The 20611-nt window shown below is 39.6% G+C and carries 19 protein-coding genes; 11 read left to right on the top strand and 8 right to left on the bottom strand.

The window, feature by feature from the left end:
• Nucleotides 1–112: 112 nt before the first annotated feature.
• Both DW173_RS07780 and DW173_RS07775 read left to right on the top strand, forming a co-directional pair.
• Nucleotides 113–2386 carry a cation:proton antiporter gene (locus DW173_RS07780; protein WP_049703186.1) on the top strand — a complete coding sequence of 758 codons (2274 nt, stop codon included), beginning with the start codon at nucleotides 113–115 and terminating at the stop codon, nucleotides 2384–2386.
• A 49-nt stretch (nucleotides 2387–2435) separates the two neighbouring features.
• Nucleotides 2436–2861, top strand: coding sequence for an HIT family protein (locus DW173_RS07775; protein ID WP_004309783.1), 426 nt, complete (start codon nucleotides 2436–2438; stop codon nucleotides 2859–2861).
• Nucleotides 2862–3045: 184 nt separating this feature from the next.
• Here DW173_RS07775 and DW173_RS07770 read toward each other — a convergent pair whose 3' ends face one another.
• The 4 genes from DW173_RS07770 to DW173_RS07755 all read right to left on the bottom strand — a co-directional run bounded on the left by DW173_RS07770 (nucleotide 3046) and on the right by DW173_RS07755 (nucleotide 5415).
• The gene (locus DW173_RS07770; RefSeq protein ID WP_120144218.1) at nucleotides 3046–3468 is read right to left on the bottom strand and encodes an RNA-binding S4 domain-containing protein; all 423 of its coding nucleotides are present in this window, start codon (nucleotides 3466–3468) and stop codon (nucleotides 3046–3048) included.
• A 114-nt stretch (nucleotides 3469–3582) separates the two neighbouring features.
• Nucleotides 3583–4149, bottom strand: coding sequence for an aminoacyl-tRNA hydrolase (pth, locus tag DW173_RS07765; protein WP_032811507.1), 567 nt, complete (start codon nucleotides 4147–4149; stop codon nucleotides 3583–3585).
• 136 nt (nucleotides 4150–4285) lie between these two features.
• Nucleotides 4286–4876, bottom strand: coding sequence for a 50S ribosomal protein L25/general stress protein Ctc (locus DW173_RS07760; protein ID WP_004309786.1), 591 nt, complete (start codon nucleotides 4874–4876; stop codon nucleotides 4286–4288).
• 137 nt (nucleotides 4877–5013) lie between these two features.
• Nucleotides 5014–5415: a PUR family DNA/RNA-binding protein gene (locus DW173_RS07755; protein ID WP_004309787.1), complete on the bottom strand. Its 402-nt coding sequence runs from the start codon at nucleotides 5413–5415 to the stop codon at nucleotides 5014–5016.
• Nucleotides 5416–5583: 168 nt separating this feature from the next.
• Between DW173_RS07755 and nusB the strand changes: the two genes are divergently transcribed.
• The 6 genes from nusB (at nucleotide 5584) to DW173_RS07725 (ending at nucleotide 9460) form a co-directional block, all read left to right on the top strand.
• Nucleotides 5584–6510 carry a transcription antitermination factor NusB gene (gene nusB, locus DW173_RS07750; RefSeq protein WP_120144217.1) on the top strand — a complete coding sequence of 309 codons (927 nt, stop codon included), beginning with the start codon at nucleotides 5584–5586 and terminating at the stop codon, nucleotides 6508–6510.
• Nucleotides 6511–6549: 39 nt separating this feature from the next.
• On the top strand, nucleotides 6550–6873 hold the full coding sequence (yajC, locus tag DW173_RS07745; RefSeq protein ID WP_004302063.1) for a preprotein translocase subunit YajC: 324 nt from the start codon (nucleotides 6550–6552) through the stop codon (nucleotides 6871–6873).
• A gap of 21 nt (nucleotides 6874–6894) precedes the next feature.
• Nucleotides 6895–7908 carry a CdaR family protein gene (locus DW173_RS07740; protein WP_004313972.1) on the top strand — a complete coding sequence of 338 codons (1014 nt, stop codon included), beginning with the start codon at nucleotides 6895–6897 and terminating at the stop codon, nucleotides 7906–7908.
• Nucleotides 7898–8515, top strand: a complete 618-nt coding sequence (coaE, locus tag DW173_RS07735) for a dephospho-CoA kinase (protein ID WP_120144215.1) — start codon at nucleotides 7898–7900, stop codon at nucleotides 8513–8515. Before DW173_RS07740 ends, coaE begins: the two co-directional genes overlap by 11 nt.
• A 24-nt stretch (nucleotides 8516–8539) precedes the next feature.
• Nucleotides 8540–8968 (top strand): DUF5606 domain-containing protein, encoded by a 429-nt coding sequence (locus DW173_RS07730; protein ID WP_120144214.1) that lies wholly within the window; start codon nucleotides 8540–8542, stop codon nucleotides 8966–8968.
• A gap of 234 nt (nucleotides 8969–9202) precedes the next feature.
• Complete coding sequence (locus tag DW173_RS07725; protein ID WP_004313966.1) at nucleotides 9203–9460, top strand: hypothetical protein; 258 nt, start codon at nucleotides 9203–9205, stop codon at nucleotides 9458–9460.
• 128 nt (nucleotides 9461–9588) lie between these two features.
• Here the strand turns inward: DW173_RS07725 and clpB are convergent, their stop codons facing one another.
• Both clpB and DW173_RS07715 read right to left on the bottom strand, forming a co-directional pair.
• A complete protein-coding gene (gene clpB / locus DW173_RS07720; protein ID WP_004313964.1) occupies nucleotides 9589–12177 on the bottom strand; it encodes an ATP-dependent chaperone ClpB in 2589 nt (862 codons plus the stop codon).
• 233 nt (nucleotides 12178–12410) lie between these two features.
• A complete protein-coding gene (locus tag DW173_RS07715; protein WP_120144212.1) occupies nucleotides 12411–14039 on the bottom strand; it encodes a plasmid pRiA4b ORF-3 family protein in 1629 nt (542 codons plus the stop codon).
• Nucleotides 14040–14209: 170 nt separating this feature from the next.
• Between DW173_RS07715 and DW173_RS07710 the strand changes: the two genes are divergently transcribed.
• On the top strand, nucleotides 14210–14794 hold the full coding sequence (locus DW173_RS07710) for a DUF6621 family protein (protein WP_120144258.1): 585 nt from the start codon (nucleotides 14210–14212) through the stop codon (nucleotides 14792–14794).
• 60 nt (nucleotides 14795–14854) lie between these two features.
• Complete coding sequence (locus DW173_RS07705; RefSeq protein ID WP_118194702.1) at nucleotides 14855–15751, top strand: LysR substrate-binding domain-containing protein; 897 nt, start codon at nucleotides 14855–14857, stop codon at nucleotides 15749–15751.
• Here DW173_RS07705 and DW173_RS07700 read toward each other — a convergent pair whose 3' ends face one another.
• Nucleotides 15752–17473, bottom strand: a complete 1722-nt coding sequence (locus DW173_RS07700) for an ATP-binding protein (protein ID WP_195651079.1) — start codon at nucleotides 17471–17473, stop codon at nucleotides 15752–15754.
• Between the two features lie 321 nt (nucleotides 17474–17794).
• Nucleotides 17795–18439 carry an HU family DNA-binding protein gene (locus tag DW173_RS07695; RefSeq protein WP_049703183.1) on the bottom strand — a complete coding sequence of 215 codons (645 nt, stop codon included), beginning with the start codon at nucleotides 18437–18439 and terminating at the stop codon, nucleotides 17795–17797.
• 715 nt (nucleotides 18440–19154) lie between these two features.
• On the opposite strand from DW173_RS07695, the gene DW173_RS07690 reads away from it, so the two are divergent.
• Nucleotides 19155–20435 (top strand): DUF4595 domain-containing protein, encoded by a 1281-nt coding sequence (locus DW173_RS07690; RefSeq protein ID WP_120144210.1) that lies wholly within the window; start codon nucleotides 19155–19157, stop codon nucleotides 20433–20435.
• Nucleotides 20436–20611 lie beyond the last annotated feature (176 nt).

The following is a 20611-nucleotide window of genomic DNA, read 5'->3' as shown; positions in this document are numbered from 1 at the left end:
TCGACTCTATCCGGGGCTAACTTATTTTAGGACGTTATTGCAAAACATATCCGTAGATATGTTGTTTATCCCATAGAAATAATATAATTTTGTCATCAAATACGATGAAATAATGTCTCAATTACCTACTCTTATAGCTGACCTCGCACTGATATTGATCTGTGCCGGTGTTATGACTTTGTTGTTTAAGAAGTTGAAGCAACCTCTGGTCTTGGGATATGTAGTTGCCGGATTCCTGGCAAGTCCGCATATGCCGTATACTCCTTCAGTGATGGATACTGCCAATATTAAGACATGGGCAGATATTGGTGTCATTTTCTTGTTGTTTGCTCTCGGTTTGGAGTTTAGTTTTAAGAAGATTGTCAAGGTGGGTGGTTCTGCTATCATAGCTGCCTGTACCATCATCTTTTGTATGATTTTGTTAGGTATAGGAGTCGGTATGGGCTTTGGCTGGCACCGGATGGATAGTTTGTTTCTGGGTGGTATGATTGCAATGTCGTCTACCACTATTATTTATAAAGCTTTTGACGATTTGGGATTAAGGAAGAAACAGTTTACGGGACTGGTGTTGAGCATCTTGATTTTGGAAGATATTTTAGCCATTGTATTAATGGTGATGCTTTCCACGATGGCGGTCAGCCATAATTTTGAAGGGACCGAAATGTTGGAAAGTATCGGCAAATTATTGTTTTTCCTTATCCTGTGGTTTGTTGTCGGCATTTATCTGATTCCTGAATTCTTAAAGCGCTGCCGGAAATTGATGGGAGAGGAGACTTTGCTTATTGTGTCGTTGGCGCTTTGCTTTGGTATGGTAGTGATGGCAGCTCATACAGGTTTCTCTGCTGCATTTGGTGCATTTATTATGGGCTCTATTTTGGCGGAAACGATTGAAGCGGAATCCATAGACCGGCTGGTGAAGCCTGTTAAGGACCTTTTCGGAGCTATCTTTTTCGTATCGGTTGGTATGATGGTAGATCCGGCAATGATTGTAGAATATGCTGTTCCTATTATAGTAATCACTTTGGCTGTTATTTTGGGGCAGTCTGTTTTTGGTACTTTCGGTGTCATACTCTCCGGAAAACCATTAAAGACGGCTATGCAATGCGGCTTTAGTTTAACGCAGATTGGTGAATTTGCATTTATTATTGCCTCTTTGGGAGTCTCCTTGCATGTAACGAGTGATTTTCTGTATCCGATAGTAGTAGCAGTCTCTGTCATTACTACTTTCCTGACTCCTTACATGATTCGTTTTGCCGAGCCGGCTTCCACTTTTGTAGATGCGCATCTTCCGGAATCATGGAAAAAAATGATGATGCGTTACTCCTCCGGTTCGCAAACAGCACTCAATCATGAGAATTTGTGGAAGAAGCTAATCTTGGCAATGGTACGTATTACAGTTGTTTATTCAATTGTCAGCATATCGATTGTTGCGCTCTCTTTTCGTTTTGTTGTGCCATTCTTTAAAGAGAATCTGCCTCATTTCTGGGCGTCGTTATTAGGAGCCGCATTTATTATCCTATGTATTGCCCCTTTCTTGCGTGCCATCATGGTGAAAAAGAACCATTCGGTCGAGTTTATGACTTTATGGCATGATAATCGTGCTAATCGTGCACCATTGTTATCAACAATCGTGATTCGCATTATGATAGCAGTGCTTTTTGTCATCTTTATTATTTCCGGATTATTTAAGGCGTCTATCGGCTTGATTATTGGTGTGGCCGTACTTGTCGTTTTGCTGATGGTATGGTCTCGCCGTCTGAAGAAGCAATCGATATTGATTGAACGTCGCTTTTTTCAGAATCTTCGTTCCAGAGATGTACGTGCAGAGTATTTAGGAGAGAAAAAACCGGAATATGCCGGGCGTTTGTTGTCACATGATTTACATCTTGCTGATATGGAAATTCCGGGTGAATCTTGTTGGGCAGGAAAGACATTGATGGAACTGAATCTGGGAAAGAAGTTTGGAGTTCATGTGGCTTCTATCCTTCGTGGAAAGAGGCGTATTAATATTCCGGGCGGTTCTGTCCGGTTGTTTCCAATGGATAAGATACAGGTGATAGGAACAGATGAACAATTGAGCGTCTTTAATGAAGCGATGCAAAATGGAGCGAAGATAGACTGGGAGGTCTATGAAAAGAGTGAAATGGCTTTGAAGCAATTTATCATTGACAGTGATTCTGTTTTTCTCGGTAAAACGATTCGTGAATCGGGTATTCGCGACAAATATCATTGCATGATAGCGGGCGTTGAGAGTGAAGACGGTACGTTGATGGTTCCCGATGTAAATGCTCCGCTCGAAGAAGGTGATGTTGTTTGGGTGGTAGGTGAAAAAGAGGATGTATACCAATTAGTCGATCAAAAAAACGAAAAAGTACAAGCTGGATAAGAATGGAATACTTATTTTTGCAACGATAAAAACTTAAAATAATAATATCATGAAGAGTGATCCGAAAGAATGTCTGTATTGCCAGAACAATGAAACGCTGCATAATCTGATGATTGAGATAGCGCAATTGAGTGTGTCACGTGTGTTTCTATTTAAAGAACAAACCTATCGTGGACGTTGTCTTGTTGCTTACAAAGACCATGTGAACGATTTAAATGAATTGAGTGATGAAGACCGTAATGCTTTTATGGCAGATGTAGCGCGTGTCACTCGTGCCATGCAAAAAGCTTTCCAACCGGAAAAGATTAATTATGGTGCTTACTCGGATAAATTGTCTCATCTACATTTTCATTTAGCTCCTAAGTATGTGGATGGCCCTGATTATGGAGGTATATTCCAAATGAACCCGGGAAAGGTTTATCTGACTGATGCAGAATATCAGGAATTGATTGATGCTGTTAAAGCAAATCTATAAACGGTAAATTTTGCGGGGTGCCCTGAAAGGGCATAATTGTATACAGTTCCGCCCTTTCAGGGCTTGTGGCCGGTGTGTTTTTTTCGTAGGGCGTTGCCCTACGCTATATAATTAAGCCCTTTCAGGACACCCCAATAAATATATAATTGTAAGGCTTTCAGCCTAACCGCTAAATTCCCATTTATTATTCTTCACTGTCAAAATCGAAATCAAAGTCGAAATCATCCATGAACTCCGGAGTTGTAAATTCATCCAGTTCCCGGCGGTCTTTCTTGGTCGGTCGTCCGGTTCCACGTGCACGATCTACGAATCCGCTGATTTTACTCATTTCAAGCAGTTCGTATTGATCGGGAGTAGTTACGTTTTCCATCATTTCCGATACAAGTTTGGCTCCCACACGTTTTTCAATAGTTTGTAATACCTTGAATGAATAAGTGATAGGCGGTTTCTTCACCTGAATAACGTCTCCCGGTTTTATCATACGGGCAGCTTTGGCTAGAGAACCGTTGATGGTAATGCGTCCTTTTTTGCAGGCTTCTGCTGCAATCGTACGTGTCTTGAAGATGCGGACAGCCCACATCCATTTATCTATTCTTGCTTCGGCCATTTTAGTTAGTTATTTAGTGATAAATAATTCTTTGGTTAGTATTAGTTGACGTTGTCATTTATTGCTAACCATTCATTGTCATCTTTATTTTTTTTTGGGGGGGGAGCTAGTCCATTATTTTTTATTGAACTGGTTCATTGTGATGTCAATACCGGCGAGGCAGAAACTTTTTATAATTTCCCCTGCCATCTCCAGTCTTTCATCCATTGTTTTCCAATCTTCGTCAGTGAAGTGTCCGAGTACATAATCAACCTGTCCGCCACGTGGAAAATCATTTCCGATACCAAATCGCAGGCGGGCATAGTTTTGAGTGCCCAGAATAGCGGCGATATGCTTCAGTCCATTATGTCCTGCGTCACTCCCTTTTCCTTTCAGGCGTAAAGTTCCAAAGGGAAGAGCCAGATCATCTACTACGATCAGTACATTTTCCAATGGAATATTTTCTTTCTGCATCCAATAGCGAACGGCCAGTCCGCTTAGGTTCATAAAAGTCGATGGCTTAAGCAAAATCAACTGGCGTCCTTTGATAGAAAAGCTGGTAGTGAATCCATATCGTCCATCCATGAAAGGGGGAGCGTTATTGATTCTAGCCAATGCTTCTACTGTCATGAATCCGATATTATGTCGGGTCTCATGATATTCGGGACCAATGTTTCCCAGTCCGACAACTAAGTATTTTATCATCGTATTTCCGTAAAACAGTTCATTAATATAGAAAGAGAAACGCAGATTAATACAAATTAATGCAGACTGAACATCTGCTTTAATCTGCATTAATCTGCGTTTGAAGTATATCTCTTTACAGGGATAATCTCAATTACTTACCAGCGGCTGCTGCTGCACCTCTTGCTGCACGAGTCAACTTAACAGCACATACAACGGCTTCTTTTGCACTAATCAGTTCAAGACCTTCGAAGCTCAATTCGCCAACTTTAACAGTCTTACCCAATCCCAGGTGAGAAACGTTAACGGTCAACTTTTCAGGAATTACATTGTACAAAGCTTTCACTTTGATCTTACGCATCTGCAGTGCAAGTTTACCACCGGCTTTCACACCTTCTGCAAGACCTTCCAACTGTACAGGAACTTCCATTACGATAGGTTTAGCTTCGTCAATTTGATAGAAGTCAACGTGTAGGATAGTATCTTTTACCGGGTGGAACTGAATATCTTTCAGGATAGCGTTTACTTTTTTGCCATCGATAATCAGGTCTACAACGTAGATGTGCGGAGTATAAACCAAGTTACGAAGTCCTTCGTTAGTCACTGTGAAGTGAACTACTTCATTACCTCCGTAAAGTACACAAGGTACACCACCGTTTTTACGAATTTCTTTCAAAGCTCTTGCTTGTTCTGAAGAGCGTTCTGCAATTGTTCTTGCAGTTCCTTTTACTTCAATTGATTTCATTTCTTTAAAAAATTGTGTTACTCTAAATTAAGTTAGTTTGCTTAATTCACCATCACACGATGTGGATTATCACACGATGTTGCAAAAAAGCGGTGCAAAAGTACATCTTTTTTTTGAAATATCAAAGAGTTACTTTCTTAAAAGTCAATATCAATCTTAATTTCGCTCTCCAATTTGTTTTCCCGGGCTTCTTCGATTGCTTTCCGTTCATTTTCTTCATCAGCTTCGATGTTCAGGCGGGCGATATATTCGTTTGCGTCGCTGCACTCAATGAAATTCACTGCTTCTTCGAGTCCTGCCATAAACTTCTGAAAGTCTTCCCTATATAGGAAGATTTTGTGTTTCTCGAAACTAACTTGAGAATCATCGCCTTCTCCCGTTATCACTTTTTTGCTCTCTGTAATAGCCAGGAACATTTCATCTTTACGATTCTTTTTTACGTCGAGGTAATAGATGCGTTTACCTGCCTTAATGGACTTGGAGAATACGATCTCCTTATCATTCATGTCTGCGCTCATTTTCTTTTTTAAATCTTCCATATCTTTCGGTCCGTTTATAATCGGCTTCAAAATTGGATATTTTTTTTAAACTGTCAAAAGAAAAAGCGCAGAGAATCAAATACTGCATTAAAAAATGTGATTTATTAGTGGAAACTCATTAAAAATATCTACTTTTGCAGTTCGATAACAACAGTATTAATTTGAATTATGATCAACAGAGTTCTTATTCGTCTTAAGATTATACAGATAGTATATGCCTATTATCAGAATGGCAGCAAAAATCTAGACTCAGCGGAGAAAGAGTTATTCTTTAGTCTTTCAAAGGCGTATGACCTTTACAACTATTTGCTAATGCTGATGATAGCATTGACAGAGTATGCACAAAAACGTATTGATGCGGCAAAAGCTAAATTGGCACCTACGAAAGAGGAGTTGTATCCCAACAGGAAGTTCGTAGATAACAAGTTTATTGCTCAATTGGAAGTCAATAAACAATTGACGGAGTTTATAGCCAATCAGAAAAGAACCTGGACAAACGACCAGGACTTTATCAAAGAGCTTTATGAGAAAATTGTAGAAACCGATATCTATAAAGATTATATGGCTTCTGATGACAATTCATACGAAGCTGATCGTGAACTGTGGAGAAAAATCTATAAGACATACATCTTCAATAATGATTCTCTTGACCAGGTATTGGAAGACCAGAGTCTGTACTGGAATGATGATAAAGAAATTGTAGACACGTTCGTCTTGAAAACAATCAAACGCTTTGATGAAAAGAAGGGTGCCAACCAGGAACTGCTTCCGGAATTTAAGGATGACGAAGATCAGGAGTTTGCACGTCGTCTGTTCCGTCGCACCATTTTGAATTCTGACTATTACCGTCATTTGGTGAGTGAGAATACAAAAAACTGGGATTTGGACCGCATCGCATTTATGGATGTAATCATTATGCAGACTGCATTAGCAGAAATTCTTAGTTTCCCGAACATTCCGGTCAGTGTTTCGTTAAATGAATATGTAGAGATTGCGAAGTTGTATAGCACAGCTAAAAGCGGTAGCTTTATCAACGGTACGCTGGATGGAATAGTTAATCAATTAAAAAAAGAAGGTAAGTTGACTAAAAACTGATACCTTTGTCCATATAGTAGAAACTAAAACAGATTATTTATGAACGTATTGACTGTATTATTGCAAGCTCCTGCCGGTGCTGCCGGAGGTGGAAGTATGATGTGGATCATGCTGATAGCTATGTTTGTTATCATGTATTTCTTTATGATCCGTCCTCAAAATAAGAAGCAGAAAGAAATAGCTAATTTCCGTAAATCTCTTCAGGTAAATCAGAATGTGATTACTGCAGGTGGTATCCACGGAACAATCAAGGAAATTACTGACGACTATATAGTACTTGAGATTGCTTCTAATGTAAAGATTAAAATAGACAAGAATTCTATATTCGCTGATGCTTCAGCGGCTAGCAATCAGTCTAAATAAATAGTTGGTAAATAAATGCCTATGTTTGATCGTAGGAATATAAAATATACATATTTAAAACTATCTAAGAAAATTAAGGATTTTCTGCTCAGTGATAAGAGCAGAGAGTTCTTAATTTTTTTATTTTTCTTCCTGATAGCCGGTGGATTCTGGTTGCTTCAGACGCTCAATAATGATTATGAAGCGGAGTTTTCTATCCCGGTGCGAATGAAAGATCTTCCTAACAATGTAGTGTTGACTTCGGAACCTCCTTCCGAACTTCGTGTCAGAGTGAAAGATAAAGGAACAGTGCTTCTCAATTATATGTTGGGGAAAAGTTTCTTTCCGGTCAATCTAGGTTTTCTTGATTATAAAGGAAAAGATAATCATGTGAAAATTTATGCTTCCGACTTTGAGAAAAAAATATTAAGCCAACTGAATGTATCCTCCAAAATCCTATCGATCAAGCCGGATACATTAGAATATATCTATTCCGAAGGAAAGTCCAAGCTGGTTCCTGTTCGTTTTCAGGGGAAAGTGACAGCCGGACTTCAATATTATGTATCTGACACCATTTGTAAGCCGGACTCTGTATTGGTTTATGCTCCGGAAGGAATTTTGGATACTATAACAACTGCATATACTCAAAATATAACTTTGGAGAATATATCCGATACAACCCGGCGACGAATTCCGCTGACTTCTGAAAGAGGAGTGAAGTTTGTTCCGGCTTCAGTAGAAATGACTTTTCCGGTGGATATTTATACGGAGAAAACGGTCGAAGTGCCATTACATGGAGTTAATTTTCCGGCAGATAAGGTGTTGCGCACTTTTCCTTCCAAAGTTCAGATTACTTTTCAAGTGGGGTTAAAACGGTTCCGCAGTATAAAAGCAAGCGATTTTATCATCAATATCTCTTATGAAGAATTGCTGAAGCTTGGCTCTGATAAATATACGGTTAAATTGAAATCGTTTCCAAGTGGAATAAATCAAATACGTATTGTTCCCGAGCAAGTGGACTTCCTGATAGAACAAATTACTTCTAATGGCGATTAAGATTGGCATAACCGGTGGTATTGGTAGTGGAAAAAGTGTTGTTTCCAGACTACTCGGAATAATGGGAATACCTGTCTATATATCAGATATAGAAGCAAAGCGAATCACACAGACAGATCCGGTGATTCGCCGGGGGCTTTGTGATCTGGTTGGTCAGGATGTGTTTCTTCAGGGTGGAGAATTGAATCGTTCTTTGTTGGCTTCTTATATGTTCGGTCATCAGGATCATGTGCGGAAAGTGAATGAGATTATTCATCCGCAAGTGAAAGAAGATTTCCGACAATGGGCTGCCCGATTGAAAAGTGAACTGCTGGTGGGTATGGAGTCTGCAATACTGGTGGAGGCTGGTTTTAAGGATGAAGTTGATTTTCTGGTTATGGTATATGCACCGCTGGAAGTGAGAGTGGAACGTGCTGTAAAGCGGGACTGTTCGTCAAGAGAACTGGTGATGAAGCGTATCGAAGCTCAAATGAGTGATGAAGTAAAGAGAAGCTATGCCGATTTCGTGATAGTGAATGATGATGAAACACCGTTAATTCCACAGGTTTTGGAGCTTATTTCTTTGCTATCTAAAAATAATCATTACCTTTGCTCCGCAAAAAAATAATTAATAAATAAAAGGATATATACTATGTTGAAGACTATCTTGTCTATCTCAGGTAAACCGGGATTATACAAACTTATTTCGCAAGGAAAAAATATGTTGATTGTTGAATCAGTCAATGCTGAAAAGAAACGTTTCCCTGCTTATGGTAATGAAAAAATTATCTCTTTGGCAGATATAGCAATGTACACGGACGATGCAGAAGTTCCTTTGTATGATGTGTTGGAGTCAATAAAAGAGAAAGAAAAATCAGCGCAGGCTTCTATCGATCCGAAAAAAACGACTCCCGAACAATTGCGTGAATACTTGGCTGAAGTATTACCTAATTTTGATCGTGAACGTGTATATGTAGCCGATATTAAGAAATTGGTTGCTTGGTATAACATCTTAATTTCTAATGGAATTACAGAATTCAAACCGGAAGGAGAGATTAAGGAAGAAGAAGTTGCAGAGTAATCTGTATAGTTTATTTAATAGGAATAAAGAACATGATAATCATTTAAGGTGGTTATCATGTTTTTTTTATATAAACACTTGTAGGTTTAGGAAAAAATTAGTATTATTTGGGTAATCTTTTGCAATAATAAATATCCTCTACTTATATTGTAAATAATGGTGCTTTTTATGTATCTTTGTCGCTGTTCACCATTCTTGGGAATATAGCTCGTGGATGCTGAATAACGTTTTTTAATGTTGGGTATGGAGACAATAACAAATAAAGAAGTAAACGTCCGTTTGGACAATGAAAAAGGGACATTATGCCTGACAGGTTTGTTGGCAGGTACAATGGTATTCCTTTACGATTCACAGGGAGAACTAAGAGGTAAACATAAATTTGCTTTGCCTTCATTGACTATGGAAATACCCCAACCGGGCACTTATGTTTTGGTGATGAGTCATCCGAACTGCCAACCGGAAGTTCGGCGAATTACATATTTAGGAATATAAAAAAGGTGCTGCCTAACAAGTTTCTTTTTAACGATTTCACCCCTATCAGAGTTCAAACAAACTCTGATAGGAGTGATTTTCAATTTTAGGGACTTGTTAGACAGCCCATTCTATTTGAATGATGACTTTTAATTTCTGAATACCAATCCGTCTCCGTCAGCATCAACGATAATTGCTTTGCTTCGGTCGACTTCCTGTGATAGTAACTTCTTGGATAGATCATTCAGCAGATAGCGTTGAATAGCCCTCTTCACCGGACGAGCTCCAAATTCAGGATCATAACCCACTTGCGATAAGAAGTTCAATGCTCCTTCTGTCAATTGCAGTTCCACTCCGTTTTCGGCAAGCATTTTCTGTACTCCCTTAATTTGTAAAAGTACGATTTGCTTGATTTCTTTTTCGTTCAATGGTAAGAACATAATCGTTTCATCAATACGGTTCAGGAATTCCGGACGAATTGTCTTTTTCAACATATTCATCACTTCCTTCTTCGTTTCTTCGATTACTTCTTCCTTATTGGAACCATGCAACTTCTCCATCTGACTTTGTATATAAGAACTGCCCATATTTGAAGTCATGATGATAATGGTATTTTTGAAGTTGACCACCCTTCCTTTATTGTCAGTCAGTCGTCCGTCATCCAATACCTGTAACAGAATATTGAAGACATCCGGATGAGCTTTTTCTATTTCGTCAAACAAAACAACAGAGTAAGGTTTCCGTCGTATAGCTTCTGTCAACTGACCGCCCTCATCGTATCCAACATATCCCGGAGGCGCTCCGACCAGACGGGAGACACTATGTTTTTCCTGATACTCACTCATATCGATACGAGTCATCATCGTTTCGTCATCAAACAGGAACTCTGCCAATGCCTTTGCTAATTCGGTCTTACCTACGCCGGTGGTTCCCAGGAAGATAAATGACCCGATCGGACGTTTCGGATCTTGTAATCCGGCACGGCTACGGCGCACAGCATCTGCCACCGCTTCAATCGCTTCGTCCTGACCAATTACACGTTGATGAAGTTCTTCTTCCAAGTGCAACAGTTTATCTTTTTCACTTTGCAGCATCTTGCTGACAGGAATACCAGTCCAGCGGGAAACAACATCAGCAATATCTTCAGCGTCTACCTCCTCTTTAATCATGGCTTTATCGCCTTGCATATCACGCAGTTGCTTTTGAGTATCTTCTATTTCTTTATCCAAAGCCTGAAGTTTACCATAACGGATTTCGGCTACTTTACCATAATCGCCTTCACGTTCGGCTTTTTCTGCTTCAAATTTAAGATTCTCTATCTCAACCTTGTTCTGCTGGATTTTATCCATCAGCGTTTTCTCACTTTGCCATTTAGCTTTAAAGGACTTTTCCTGTTCTTTGAGCTCGGCAAGTTCCTTACCGATAATTTCCAGTTTCGGTTTATCGTTTTCACGTTTGATAGCTTCACGCTCAATTTCCAGCTGCTTGATTTTACGGGAAATCTCATCCAGTTCTTCAGGAACGGAATCTACTTCCATACGCAGTTTGGCTGCGGCTTCGTCCATCAGGTCAATGGCTTTATCCGGCAGGAAACGGTCGGTGATGTAACGGCTACTCAATTCGACGGCTGCAATGATTGCGTCGTCTTTGATACGTACGTGATGATGGTTCTCGTAACGTTCTTTCAATCCGCGAAGGATGGAAATGGTACTCAAGTTATCCGGTTCGTCCACTTGCACGATTTGGAAACGACGCTCCAATGCTTTATCCTTTTCGAAGTATTTTTGATACTCGTCGAGGGTTGTTGCTCCAATGGAACGTAGCTCTCCACGAGCTAAGGCGGGCTTTAGAATGTTGGCGGCATCCATGGCACCTTCACCTTTTCCGGCACCTACCAGCGTGTGAATCTCATCAATGAACAGAATAATATCACCTTCTGATTTCTTCACCTCATTGACAACTGATTTCAATCGTTCTTCAAATTCACCTTTGTACTTTGCGCCGGCAACCAGTGCTCCCATATCCAGTGAATAAACTTGTTTGTTCTTCAGGTTTTCGGGCACGTCTCCGCGAAGAATACGATGTGCCAAACCTTCTACAATAGCCGTTTTACCGGTACCCGGTTCACCAATCAGAATCGGGTTGTTTTTTGTACGGCGGCTCAATATCTGTAATACCCGGCGGATTTCTTCATCACGTCCGATTACGGGATCCAGTTTTCCGCTACGGGCAGCTTCGTTCAGGTTGATAGCATACTTTTCCAATGATTGATAAGTATCTTCACTGGATTGTGATGTAACCTTTTCTCCTTTTCTCAATTCGCTGATAGCGTTGCGCAATTCTTTTTCCGTCATACCAGCATCTTTCAAGATCGTGGAGACGGTACTCTTAACAGTCAGCAATGCCAGTATGATAGGCTCCAATGAAACAAACTCGTCGCCCATTTCTTTAGAATACTGTGTTGCTTTCTGCAATACTTCGTTGGATTCACGACTTAGATACGGTTCTCCGCCGGATACTTTCGGCAGGGAGTCGATTTGCTTGTCGACCACGAGAGCTACTTGCTGTCCATTCATACCAAGTTTTTGGAAGATGAAATTAGTGACGTTTTCGCCTACTTTCATTACTCCCTGCATGATGTGGACAGGTTCAATGGCTTGTTGTCCCCGGCTTTGTACCAGGTTTACGGCCTCCTGTACCGCTTCTTGAGATTTAATGGTAAAATTGTTAAAGTTCATATCTTTGTTCTCCTTTCTTATTTCACGTTTTTAATAACACCTAAAGGGGCTCAAAAGATTTGCCAAGTATAAAAATATGACAAAATAGCATGAGTATTAAGGAGTTAAAGGACAAAATGACCTTTTTTATCTAGATATGACTGACGAATTTACCATATACTCCACAGAATAGGATAGGCTTCAAAATAAGATGGGTTTTCAATGAAGTTTACTATTCTGTGGAGAAACAATTGTTAGAAGATTCTTATCGGGAAGTCTCTAAGCTCTCTTTCTACTTTTTTTGCATTAAATTTGTGTGCGTTGAAATTCTTTCCCAGCCATTCCCGATATTCTTTTGCGGCTTTTGAGTGTGGTTGTTTTAATGCCTCCAACATCTCTTGGTAACCATATATTCCTCCGCAATCTTCGGGCGGACATGCATTTGCTCCGTCTATGAGAAAGACGCCTTGTGTTTCGTCCTTTTTATATGCTTGTTGTGATTCCAGGGTAATCCGATGCATCCAGCTATCTCCGAAATCATATTCATATTTAATATGTGAGCCTTTTCGGGTAAGGATCTCTCCTAAAGAGAGAGAGTAGGAGTTGACTGTTTTAACGGGATCAAACAAAAAATCGTCATCGGATTCTTCGGTTGTATATACTGTTTTCCCTTTTTGAAACAGATGCATGTGATAGCCTTCCCAACCCATTGCGGTATTTATGACATCCGCAAAACTTTCCAGACGGATGTCGGAAGGGACTTCCACTATACGATATATTTCCGGGTCGGAATCAATCAAAGAAATTTTTATATTGAGTTTTTTAGGGGTTTGTTCTCCAATGTAGAAAGAGTTGTCGTATTCGTCATCGTCAAACTCGTCATCGTATTCTTCATCAAATTCGTTAGCATCAAATTCATTATTCTCATTGAAGGCAAAGAACTCATTCAATAAGTTCATTAGTTCTTCCATACTGTCCACTTCCAATCCCTTCAGTTCTGCGTGTGGCATTTCTTTTTTTATCTCTTTGATTCCTTTTCTCGTTAATGTATTGGGTATTTTGAATCGTTTATAGATTTTTTCCAATATAGGCAACGTTTCTATGGCACGGATATTCATCAACGTATTTGTGATATAGTCAATTATCGCGATATTATTATCTTCCCCACGCTCAAACTGATCGTAATAAGAATTCAATAATTGGCAGAACCAGTTAATAATTTCCAATCTTCGTTCAGGGTTGGTTATGGCAATTTGTGCGACAGCACTACAAATATCTTCTTTTCCGAAAGGAGCGATTCCGTCTTCATTCATGAAACTAAGTAGCAAAGGCAATTGGTTCTGCCCGAGTTGGTAAATGATGGCAATGGTGGCTTCATCCTGTACGAGGTGGCAGTAGGAAGCGAGGAAAGTCGGACTTTGCCGCATTATTTCCAAGATGATATTTAAAGAAGATTCCATTCGGTAATGTTCCATTGCCCAGTAGATATACCATAACTTAAAAGGTCTGTCTTCTTCTTTTGCGTTTTCGAGAGGTCCTTGATAATGGATAAATAGATGCAGGATAAAGTTGCGCAAATCTTTTTCTAATTCGGCAGCGGGTACTGTCGTGCAATCTTTTTTAAACTCGTCAAATGGGTAGTCTTTGCATGTCTGCATATCCCAAAGCCTTTGCAGGTAAGCTGCAATGGGGGTTGCTTCCGAGCTATAGTCCGGATGCTGATAGTGATAGAAAGCTTCTTCCATTTGTTGGTAGATTTTTTCTAATCCGTTATTGCTTAATATATCTATCACTTCTTGTTGTTCTTCGGGTGTAAACAAGTTTAATACTTCGGTCATAATCGCATCGAGATCAATCGAAGTTTGGTTCTTTTTCTTATTCATTATCGTGTCATTTAATAAATTTGTCAATTTTCTCCAAAGGTACACCTCTTTGTTGAGTAATAGCCTGATAATTTCTCTTTTTTTTAAATATTCTTTCCGGAGAAGATAAGAAAGTTTATCTTTGCCCTATAGTAGAGAGTAAATCTGTTTTCTAATTGATGACTAATGATATGAATGATAAACCACAAATAAAATTATCAGAGACAGTGGTGCTGATTGATGCCGCTTTCCTGAATTTTGTAATTACGGATATGAAGAGATACTTCGAAGAGACTTTGCAACGTTCTTTACAAGAGATCGATCTTTCGATGTTGACTACCTATCTGACTTTGGATGCAGGGATTGCGGAAGGAAAAAATGAAGTGCAGTTTCTTTTTGTTTATGATAAAGAGTCGGGTAATCTTGCGCATTGCCGGCCTTCTGACTTGGAGAAAGAGTTGAATGGAGTTGCTTTTCAAAGCCCTTATGGAGAATATTCGTTTGCCAGTGTTCCGTCGGAAGGGATGGTGTCGAGAGAGGACTTGTTTTTAGACTTATTATCCATTGTAGCCGATTCGGCCGATGTGAAAAAAATGATTCTGGTATCTTTCAATGAAGAATATGGAAAGAAAGTGACTGATGCTTTGAATGAAGTACAGGGCAAGGAGATTGTCCAATTCCGAATGAACGAACCGGATACTCCGGTAGCTTATAAATGGGATATGTTGGCTTTTCCTGTCATGCAGTCATTGGGAATCAGAGCCGATGAATTATAGCCATAGCTACCCATTTCAGTCATTAATTGCTAATCACTAATAAGTTAATCACTATTTTCCATGTCCGATTTTCGTTTAAAAGTATTTCAGAGCGTGGCGAAGAATTTAAGTTTCACGAAGGCTTCGCAAGAGCTGTTTGTCAGTCAGCCTGCTATCACTAAGCACATTCAGGAACTGGAAGCTTATTATCAGACTCGTTTGTTCGATCGTCAGGGCAGTAAGATCTCGTTGACTAAGTCCGGAGAACTATTATTGAAACATAGCGAAAAGATTTTGGACGATTATAAACAGTTGGAATATGAGATGCATTTGTTGCATAATGAATATATCGGCGAACTGAAACTGGGTGCCAGTACTACGATTGCGCAATATGTACTTCCTCCTTTGTTGGCGGATTTTATAGCCAAGTTTCCACAAATCAATCTTTCTTTGATTAATGGAAATTCCCGGGGAGTGGAAGCTGCTTTACAAGAACATCGGATTGATTTGGGATTGGTTGAAGGAATCTTCCGTTTGCCTAATCTGAAGTATACTCCATTTTTGCAAGACGAACTGGTTGCTGTGGTTCATACCCATAGTAAATTGGCTGTTTCGGATGAGATCACTCCGGAAGATTTGCCAAATATCCCCTTAGTTTTGCGGGAGAGAGGTTCAGGAACGTTGGATGTGTTTGAACGTTCCCTGTTACGCCATAATTTGAAACTTTCTTCTTTGAATGTATTGATGTATCTCGGTAGTACGGAGAGCATCAAGCTTTTTTTGGAACATACAGATTGTATGGGAATTGTTTCTATCCGTTCTGTTTATAAGGAACTGGTTGCCGGTAATTTTCGTGTGGTTGAGATAAAAGGAATGCCCATGCAGCGCGAGTTTAATTTTGTGCAACTGCAAGGGCAGGAGGGAGGTTTATCTCAAGCTTTCATGCGATTTGCCGGGCATCACAGTAAGAGTTTGTAATTAAACCTCTTCCATACGGACTAATTCCCAGCCACAGAATTGCATAACAATGCAATGAAGTTGAGTTCCCTGACATAGTTGGCGAACTTTCGGACCGGCAGCATAACCATGAATTTGTTCTACGGCTTCCTGCCATTGTGCGGTGCCTTGGGTGTCGTATTTTTCTTTCGGCAGATATTTTAATTCCAAGATATAGCTATGCGCTACTTCTGCGTAACGTTGCAGATCGGGCATTAGAAACATATCGCAAAAGCCGTGATTCAGTTCTACTTCAGGCATTGTGAGGTAGTAGGCGTTCACGCTAAGGTAAGCGGTGAAGAATCCCTGAATGTTACGTTCGCCCTCAATGCTGCTGCGTACGGAAGTATTCTCCTTATAAGCTTTGGCTATGAATTCCAATGCCGGTCGCCATTGTCCGTCAAAAGCCATATCATTGAATAGAATCTCTATATCTATCAGGTTGATATAATGGTGATTCTGATATTCTTCCAGGATATATTCATAATATTGTTTACGGACATTCGTGTTGGGAATTCCCAGGATAGTCAGATTTCCACGTGTTCCGATGATAGTTAGCATACCATAATAAAATAATAGGCTGGGGAATATTTCCGGATTCGTAATTTGATCGGCAGAAAAAGACTGGTATAGGTTAGTCATGATTTTCCCTTCTTCGGCAATTCGTTTGATAACACCTTTGCGGTTACCGTCAAGACGGTCAAGTTGAATCAGTTTTTTCATCTTATTGTAGTCCGTACGGGTATTAGGATCAATCATCTGTTCAGGAGATTCTCCTAACTGAATTCGATTACGTAGATAATAGAGTACCATGTCGCAATTAAACATTTTAGGATCTGACTTTAGACTTTGGCGAGCAAAACAATAATTATCATACCATGGCTTCATCTCTTGAATCATTTCTTCAATGTCTCCTTGTAACTGCCCTGCTTCCTGATAATATCGGAGCATAGTACGTACGTCTTCTTCAGAAAATCCCAGCATTTGATTAAACAGTGGATTAGTGCTGATGTTCCAACCTATGTTATATCCGCTTGACAAGTCGTCCAAAGTTACGGGGCTGACTCCAATCATGAATATACGGTCGAACATTCCTTTATAATTCTTGAAGGCATCTCTGTAGAATCCGCTGGCATGGGTGATGGCGTGGTATATCTCATTTCCTTTCTCGTTGAGTACGACATTTGTGAAATTGTCATACTCATCTATAATAAGGTATAGGGGATACCCTTGACGGCGTGCTTCATCGTCTAGTATATGCAGTTTATCAATCCCTTTTTCCGCTGTGCTGAAGCGTTCAATAAACTCATCCGTGTAGTATTCACGATAACGGTTCAGAAAGCCATCCAGTTGCACTGCGCTATACGAATCAAATCTTTGCGGCAGTTCATCAATGTTGCCGCCAATCTTGGAAAAGTCAAGATAAAGCATTTGATATTTGCCTTGAAGCGGAGTTGTATTCTGCCCGATCCAGAGATTCCCGAAAAGTTGCTGGAATTTATCTTTCTGTGAAAGGTCATAATATGAACGAAGCATGCTTAGTAGCAGGCTCTTGCCAAAGCGTCTCGGACGGATGAATATCAGATAGTTGGCTTGATCTTCCAACATGGGGATATACATTGTTTTATCCACATAATAGCGGTTTTGCGTGATTACATCCTCAAAATTGGACATACCATAAGGAATTCCTTTTATTGTTCCCATAACTTTTTCAGATTGTTTCTTCTTGTTTTCCAAACAATTAATTACCAAAGATAGTTTTTTTGAAATGGATATTCCATTCTTTTGCGCTTATTTTTTATCTAATTATAAACGCAGTTTTTAACGTCATTGATTATCTTCTACTAGAAAAGAAAAAACGTTTTTTATTTCTCATATTCTCATGATTTCGCATTAATCAGCATATAATCAGTGAATTATAGTATGAGAAATGTTTTTAATAAATCGCATTTCTCATCATTTCCGGGTGAAATAAGCCTTAAAAACAGTTATTTCTCATACTTTTTTAAGTCATTTCTCATACTATTATTGCCCTTCTTCGACTATTTTCTTCTTTGTATATACCCTATGTGTTCCTCTTCCGGTGATTTCGATTCCCGAATCGGGTTGATGTCCCCATTGTCGCAGTTCAGTGGTTGCTGCTGTTTGTAGCAATCCGGTTAGTTTCCGATATTCCCAAACGGTCAGGAAAGGATGTTCGTCCAGATACTTTAGGGCTAATGCCAGTCGTTGTTCCGGTGTGAATTTATTCGAGGATTTTTGCTTTTTCCAAGGAGCTCTTTCCAACCGGCATCTATCGCTGATATTTCTTACCATTTCCCTGTCTACCCGGAAATTAACGCCTCCTATAAAAATACTTTGTGCATTGCGGTGTTTTCCACCTTCTTCCGCATCTTCCCGTTCCTTGTCTCTGCCTAAGGTGAGCGACGGAGTGAATGTGCCTATCCCGTCTATCTTTACCGAACGTCCCTCTGCCATCAGGTGTGCCATTTCAATAGCCGTTTGAAGCAGTACGCCTTCTATGTCTCCGGCACTGAAGCCGCTGACATCGCCCACCCGTCGCGCCAACTCTTTTATGCTTGCATTGTCTATCCGTGCAAACTTCGGATATGTAATTCTTTTGCCCGTCTTTTGTATGTCGGGCATCTCCTCCATAATGTATCGTGCCATACTATCTGTCGTTTAAAGTATTAATAGATAAGTTCTTTTCTATTGGAAGTAAACTTCCTTTCCTCTAATAGAAAAGTTCCTTTGGGTTAAACGTAAACTGTAAACGGAAGTTTTGTTTTTATAAATGCAACTTGCGTTTATAAAAATGAAAGTTCTGTTTTTATAATCAAAACTTTCATTTATAGTTTGCTATTACACAAAGGTAAGTTATCTGTTCGTCAAAAGCAAGTTTATCAGTAATAAAGAATAATTTATTTGTTAATAGACTGGGAGAGGAGTAATAATGAATGAGATAAAGAGCAATGATGTACTGATTCTGAAAGGAAGTTGATTGATTTAGTCAGGTTGAGAGTGTGTTTGGCTTATCTCTTTTTCTGTATTTGGATGAAAGATTCCTTTGCATATCTTTGTGTTTATAATAAAAAATCATACATTTGTGAACAAAGTCTGTAGTGATGGACTTTTATATATTTATTTAAAGAAGAAATTGTAAGAAGCGTTGTGCTTCATTCTTGTTTCTGAAAACCTAGGAAATTTTCAAAACGTACAAGAATGGCATAGTCGGTTCTCACGTCGTATAGGCGTGGGTCTGCTGTCTATTCATTTGTACGTTTGGGTTTTCCTAGGACCTTCAGAAACAAGTGAGAGCACGCAGTTCCACGCTTTCTGTTTTTTGTAATATTCCGGGGGAACGCGGAATACAAATTTTTTTGAAATGACGAAACTAAAGAAAAGCTTATTTTTAGCTTTATTGACCATTGGCGTAGCAATGGCAAGTTGCAGTGATGGAGACGATGAATCTTCAAAAACAATTGAACTGACTGGAGGTACACAAACCACACAAACAGTCTTTGCCGACGAAACGACCCTAAACAACGGTATCAAATTCACAGCTACCGAAGCATGGACGGCTACTATTACTGAAGTGGCAACCACCAAAGCGGCTGCCGGGCGTGTGGATTGGGTGGAATTGAGTGCTTATTCGGGAGGTGCGGGTGAATTTACATTGACCATGACGTTGCAACCGAACTTGACGGGACAGAGCCGCAAGGCTGAAATCCATATTGTTTGCGGAGATACCACGATTGTGATTGTTATAGAACAGAAAGGAACCAAAGAAGACGGGACGACGCCAGAATCTCCAGATGGTCCGGATGTCTCAACGGATAAACTCATTACGAAAATTGACGTTGATAATTATACCCATATAGGTGAGTTTGATGGTACTGATATCGTTGATTTTACTTACGACGATCAGAAGCGGCTTACGAAAATGGTAATTACAAAAGAAGATGAAACCTCTGAAGGAGAAACAATAACAACTGTTTCGACAATAGTCTTCACTTATGACAATGATAAGGTCTCTTATGAGCAGACGGATGTAGAGGATGGCGTTACATCTCCTTACAAACCTACCGGTTCTATTACGCTCGATGAAAACGGTCGTGCTGTTTCAGGTACGGGCAGAGATTATGAGTACAAAGATAAAGTGGAAGAATATACTTTCACTTATTCTTTAGAGTATAATGCCGATGGTTATCTTGAACGTTCCGTTCGTGTGGAAGATTCTGACTCTGAAGAAGAACGCTTGACATGGTCGAATGGTAATCTTGTATCGGTTTGGTGGGGAGATGGATATGGTACTTCTAATCCTGATGCGATTGACAGAGCACAATATGGAAGTGTATTGAATAAAACCAATCTGGATTTGAACTGGATAATTGCGTTGAACTCAGAAGGATTTGATTTTGCAACAGGCGATACGAATAGCATGTTCCCGATGCTGGGATATACTGGGAAACGTTCTACGAATATGGTGGAAAAGATTATTGCATGGACTGGTAATGGTAAGACGAAAGAAGATTATAAGTATGAATATACCACGAGTAATGATGCTTTCCCCGTTTCTATTACAGAGTATTATAATGTGGCTATGCCAAATGAACAAACTGATTGGGTAAAAGACAATATATATAGAATCACATACAATAAATAAACCGGGAATATTATGAAGAAATTATTTTTTACGCTCCTTACTGTTGTAGCAATGGCAAGTTGCGGTGATGGAGACGACGAATCTTTAAAAACTATTGAACTGACTGGAGGTACACAAACCACGCAAACAGTCTTTGCCGACGAAACGACCCTAAACAACGGTATCAAATTCACAGC

It is taken from the genome of Bacteroides sp. AM16-13, from assembly GCF_003602705.1.
GTDB lineage: Bacteria > Bacteroidota > Bacteroidia > Bacteroidales > Bacteroidaceae > Bacteroides > Bacteroides xylanisolvens.
The sequence above is the reverse complement of the archived record's forward strand: the minus strand, read 5'-3'. Positions and strand labels throughout refer to the sequence as shown.

What these genes read in the sequence shown, in the direction of transcription:
- DW173_RS07705 (WP_118194702.1), top strand. Translation starts at nt 14,855, where the DNA reads ATGTCCGATTTTCGTTTAAAAGTATTTCAGAGCGTGGCGAAGAATTTA.
- DW173_RS07715 (WP_120144212.1), bottom strand. Translation starts at nt 14,039, where the DNA reads ATGAATAAGAAAAAGAACCAAACTTCGATTGATCTCGATGCGATTATG.
- coaE (WP_120144215.1), top strand. Translation starts at nt 7,898, where the DNA reads ATGGCGATTAAGATTGGCATAACCGGTGGTATTGGTAGTGGAAAAAGT.
- DW173_RS07755 (WP_004309787.1), bottom strand. Translation starts at nt 5,415, where the DNA reads ATGGAAGATTTAAAAAAGAAAATGAGCGCAGACATGAATGATAAGGAG.
- yajC (WP_004302063.1), top strand. Translation starts at nt 6,550, where the DNA reads ATGAACGTATTGACTGTATTATTGCAAGCTCCTGCCGGTGCTGCCGGA.
- clpB (WP_004313964.1), bottom strand. Translation starts at nt 12,177, where the DNA reads ATGAACTTTAACAATTTTACCATTAAATCTCAAGAAGCGGTACAGGAG.
- DW173_RS07780 (WP_049703186.1), top strand. Translation starts at nt 113, where the DNA reads ATGTCTCAATTACCTACTCTTATAGCTGACCTCGCACTGATATTGATC.
- DW173_RS07760 (WP_004309786.1), bottom strand. Translation starts at nt 4,876, where the DNA reads ATGAAATCAATTGAAGTAAAAGGAACTGCAAGAACAATTGCAGAACGC.
- DW173_RS07710 (WP_120144258.1), top strand. Translation starts at nt 14,210, where the DNA reads ATGAATGATAAACCACAAATAAAATTATCAGAGACAGTGGTGCTGATT.
- nusB (WP_120144217.1), top strand. Translation starts at nt 5,584, where the DNA reads ATGATCAACAGAGTTCTTATTCGTCTTAAGATTATACAGATAGTATAT.
- DW173_RS07770 (WP_120144218.1), bottom strand. Translation starts at nt 3,468, where the DNA reads ATGGCCGAAGCAAGAATAGATAAATGGATGTGGGCTGTCCGCATCTTC.
- DW173_RS07740 (WP_004313972.1), top strand. Translation starts at nt 6,895, where the DNA reads ATGTTTGATCGTAGGAATATAAAATATACATATTTAAAACTATCTAAG.
- DW173_RS07700 (WP_195651079.1), bottom strand. Translation starts at nt 17,473, where the DNA reads ATGGGAACAATAAAAGGAATTCCTTATGGTATGTCCAATTTTGAGGAT.
- DW173_RS07690 (WP_120144210.1), top strand. Translation starts at nt 19,155, where the DNA reads ATGACGAAACTAAAGAAAAGCTTATTTTTAGCTTTATTGACCATTGGC.
- DW173_RS07725 (WP_004313966.1), top strand. Translation starts at nt 9,203, where the DNA reads ATGTTGGGTATGGAGACAATAACAAATAAAGAAGTAAACGTCCGTTTG.
- DW173_RS07730 (WP_120144214.1), top strand. Translation starts at nt 8,540, where the DNA reads ATGTTGAAGACTATCTTGTCTATCTCAGGTAAACCGGGATTATACAAA.
- DW173_RS07775 (WP_004309783.1), top strand. Translation starts at nt 2,436, where the DNA reads ATGAAGAGTGATCCGAAAGAATGTCTGTATTGCCAGAACAATGAAACG.
- DW173_RS07695 (WP_049703183.1), bottom strand. Translation starts at nt 18,439, where the DNA reads ATGGCACGATACATTATGGAGGAGATGCCCGACATACAAAAGACGGGC.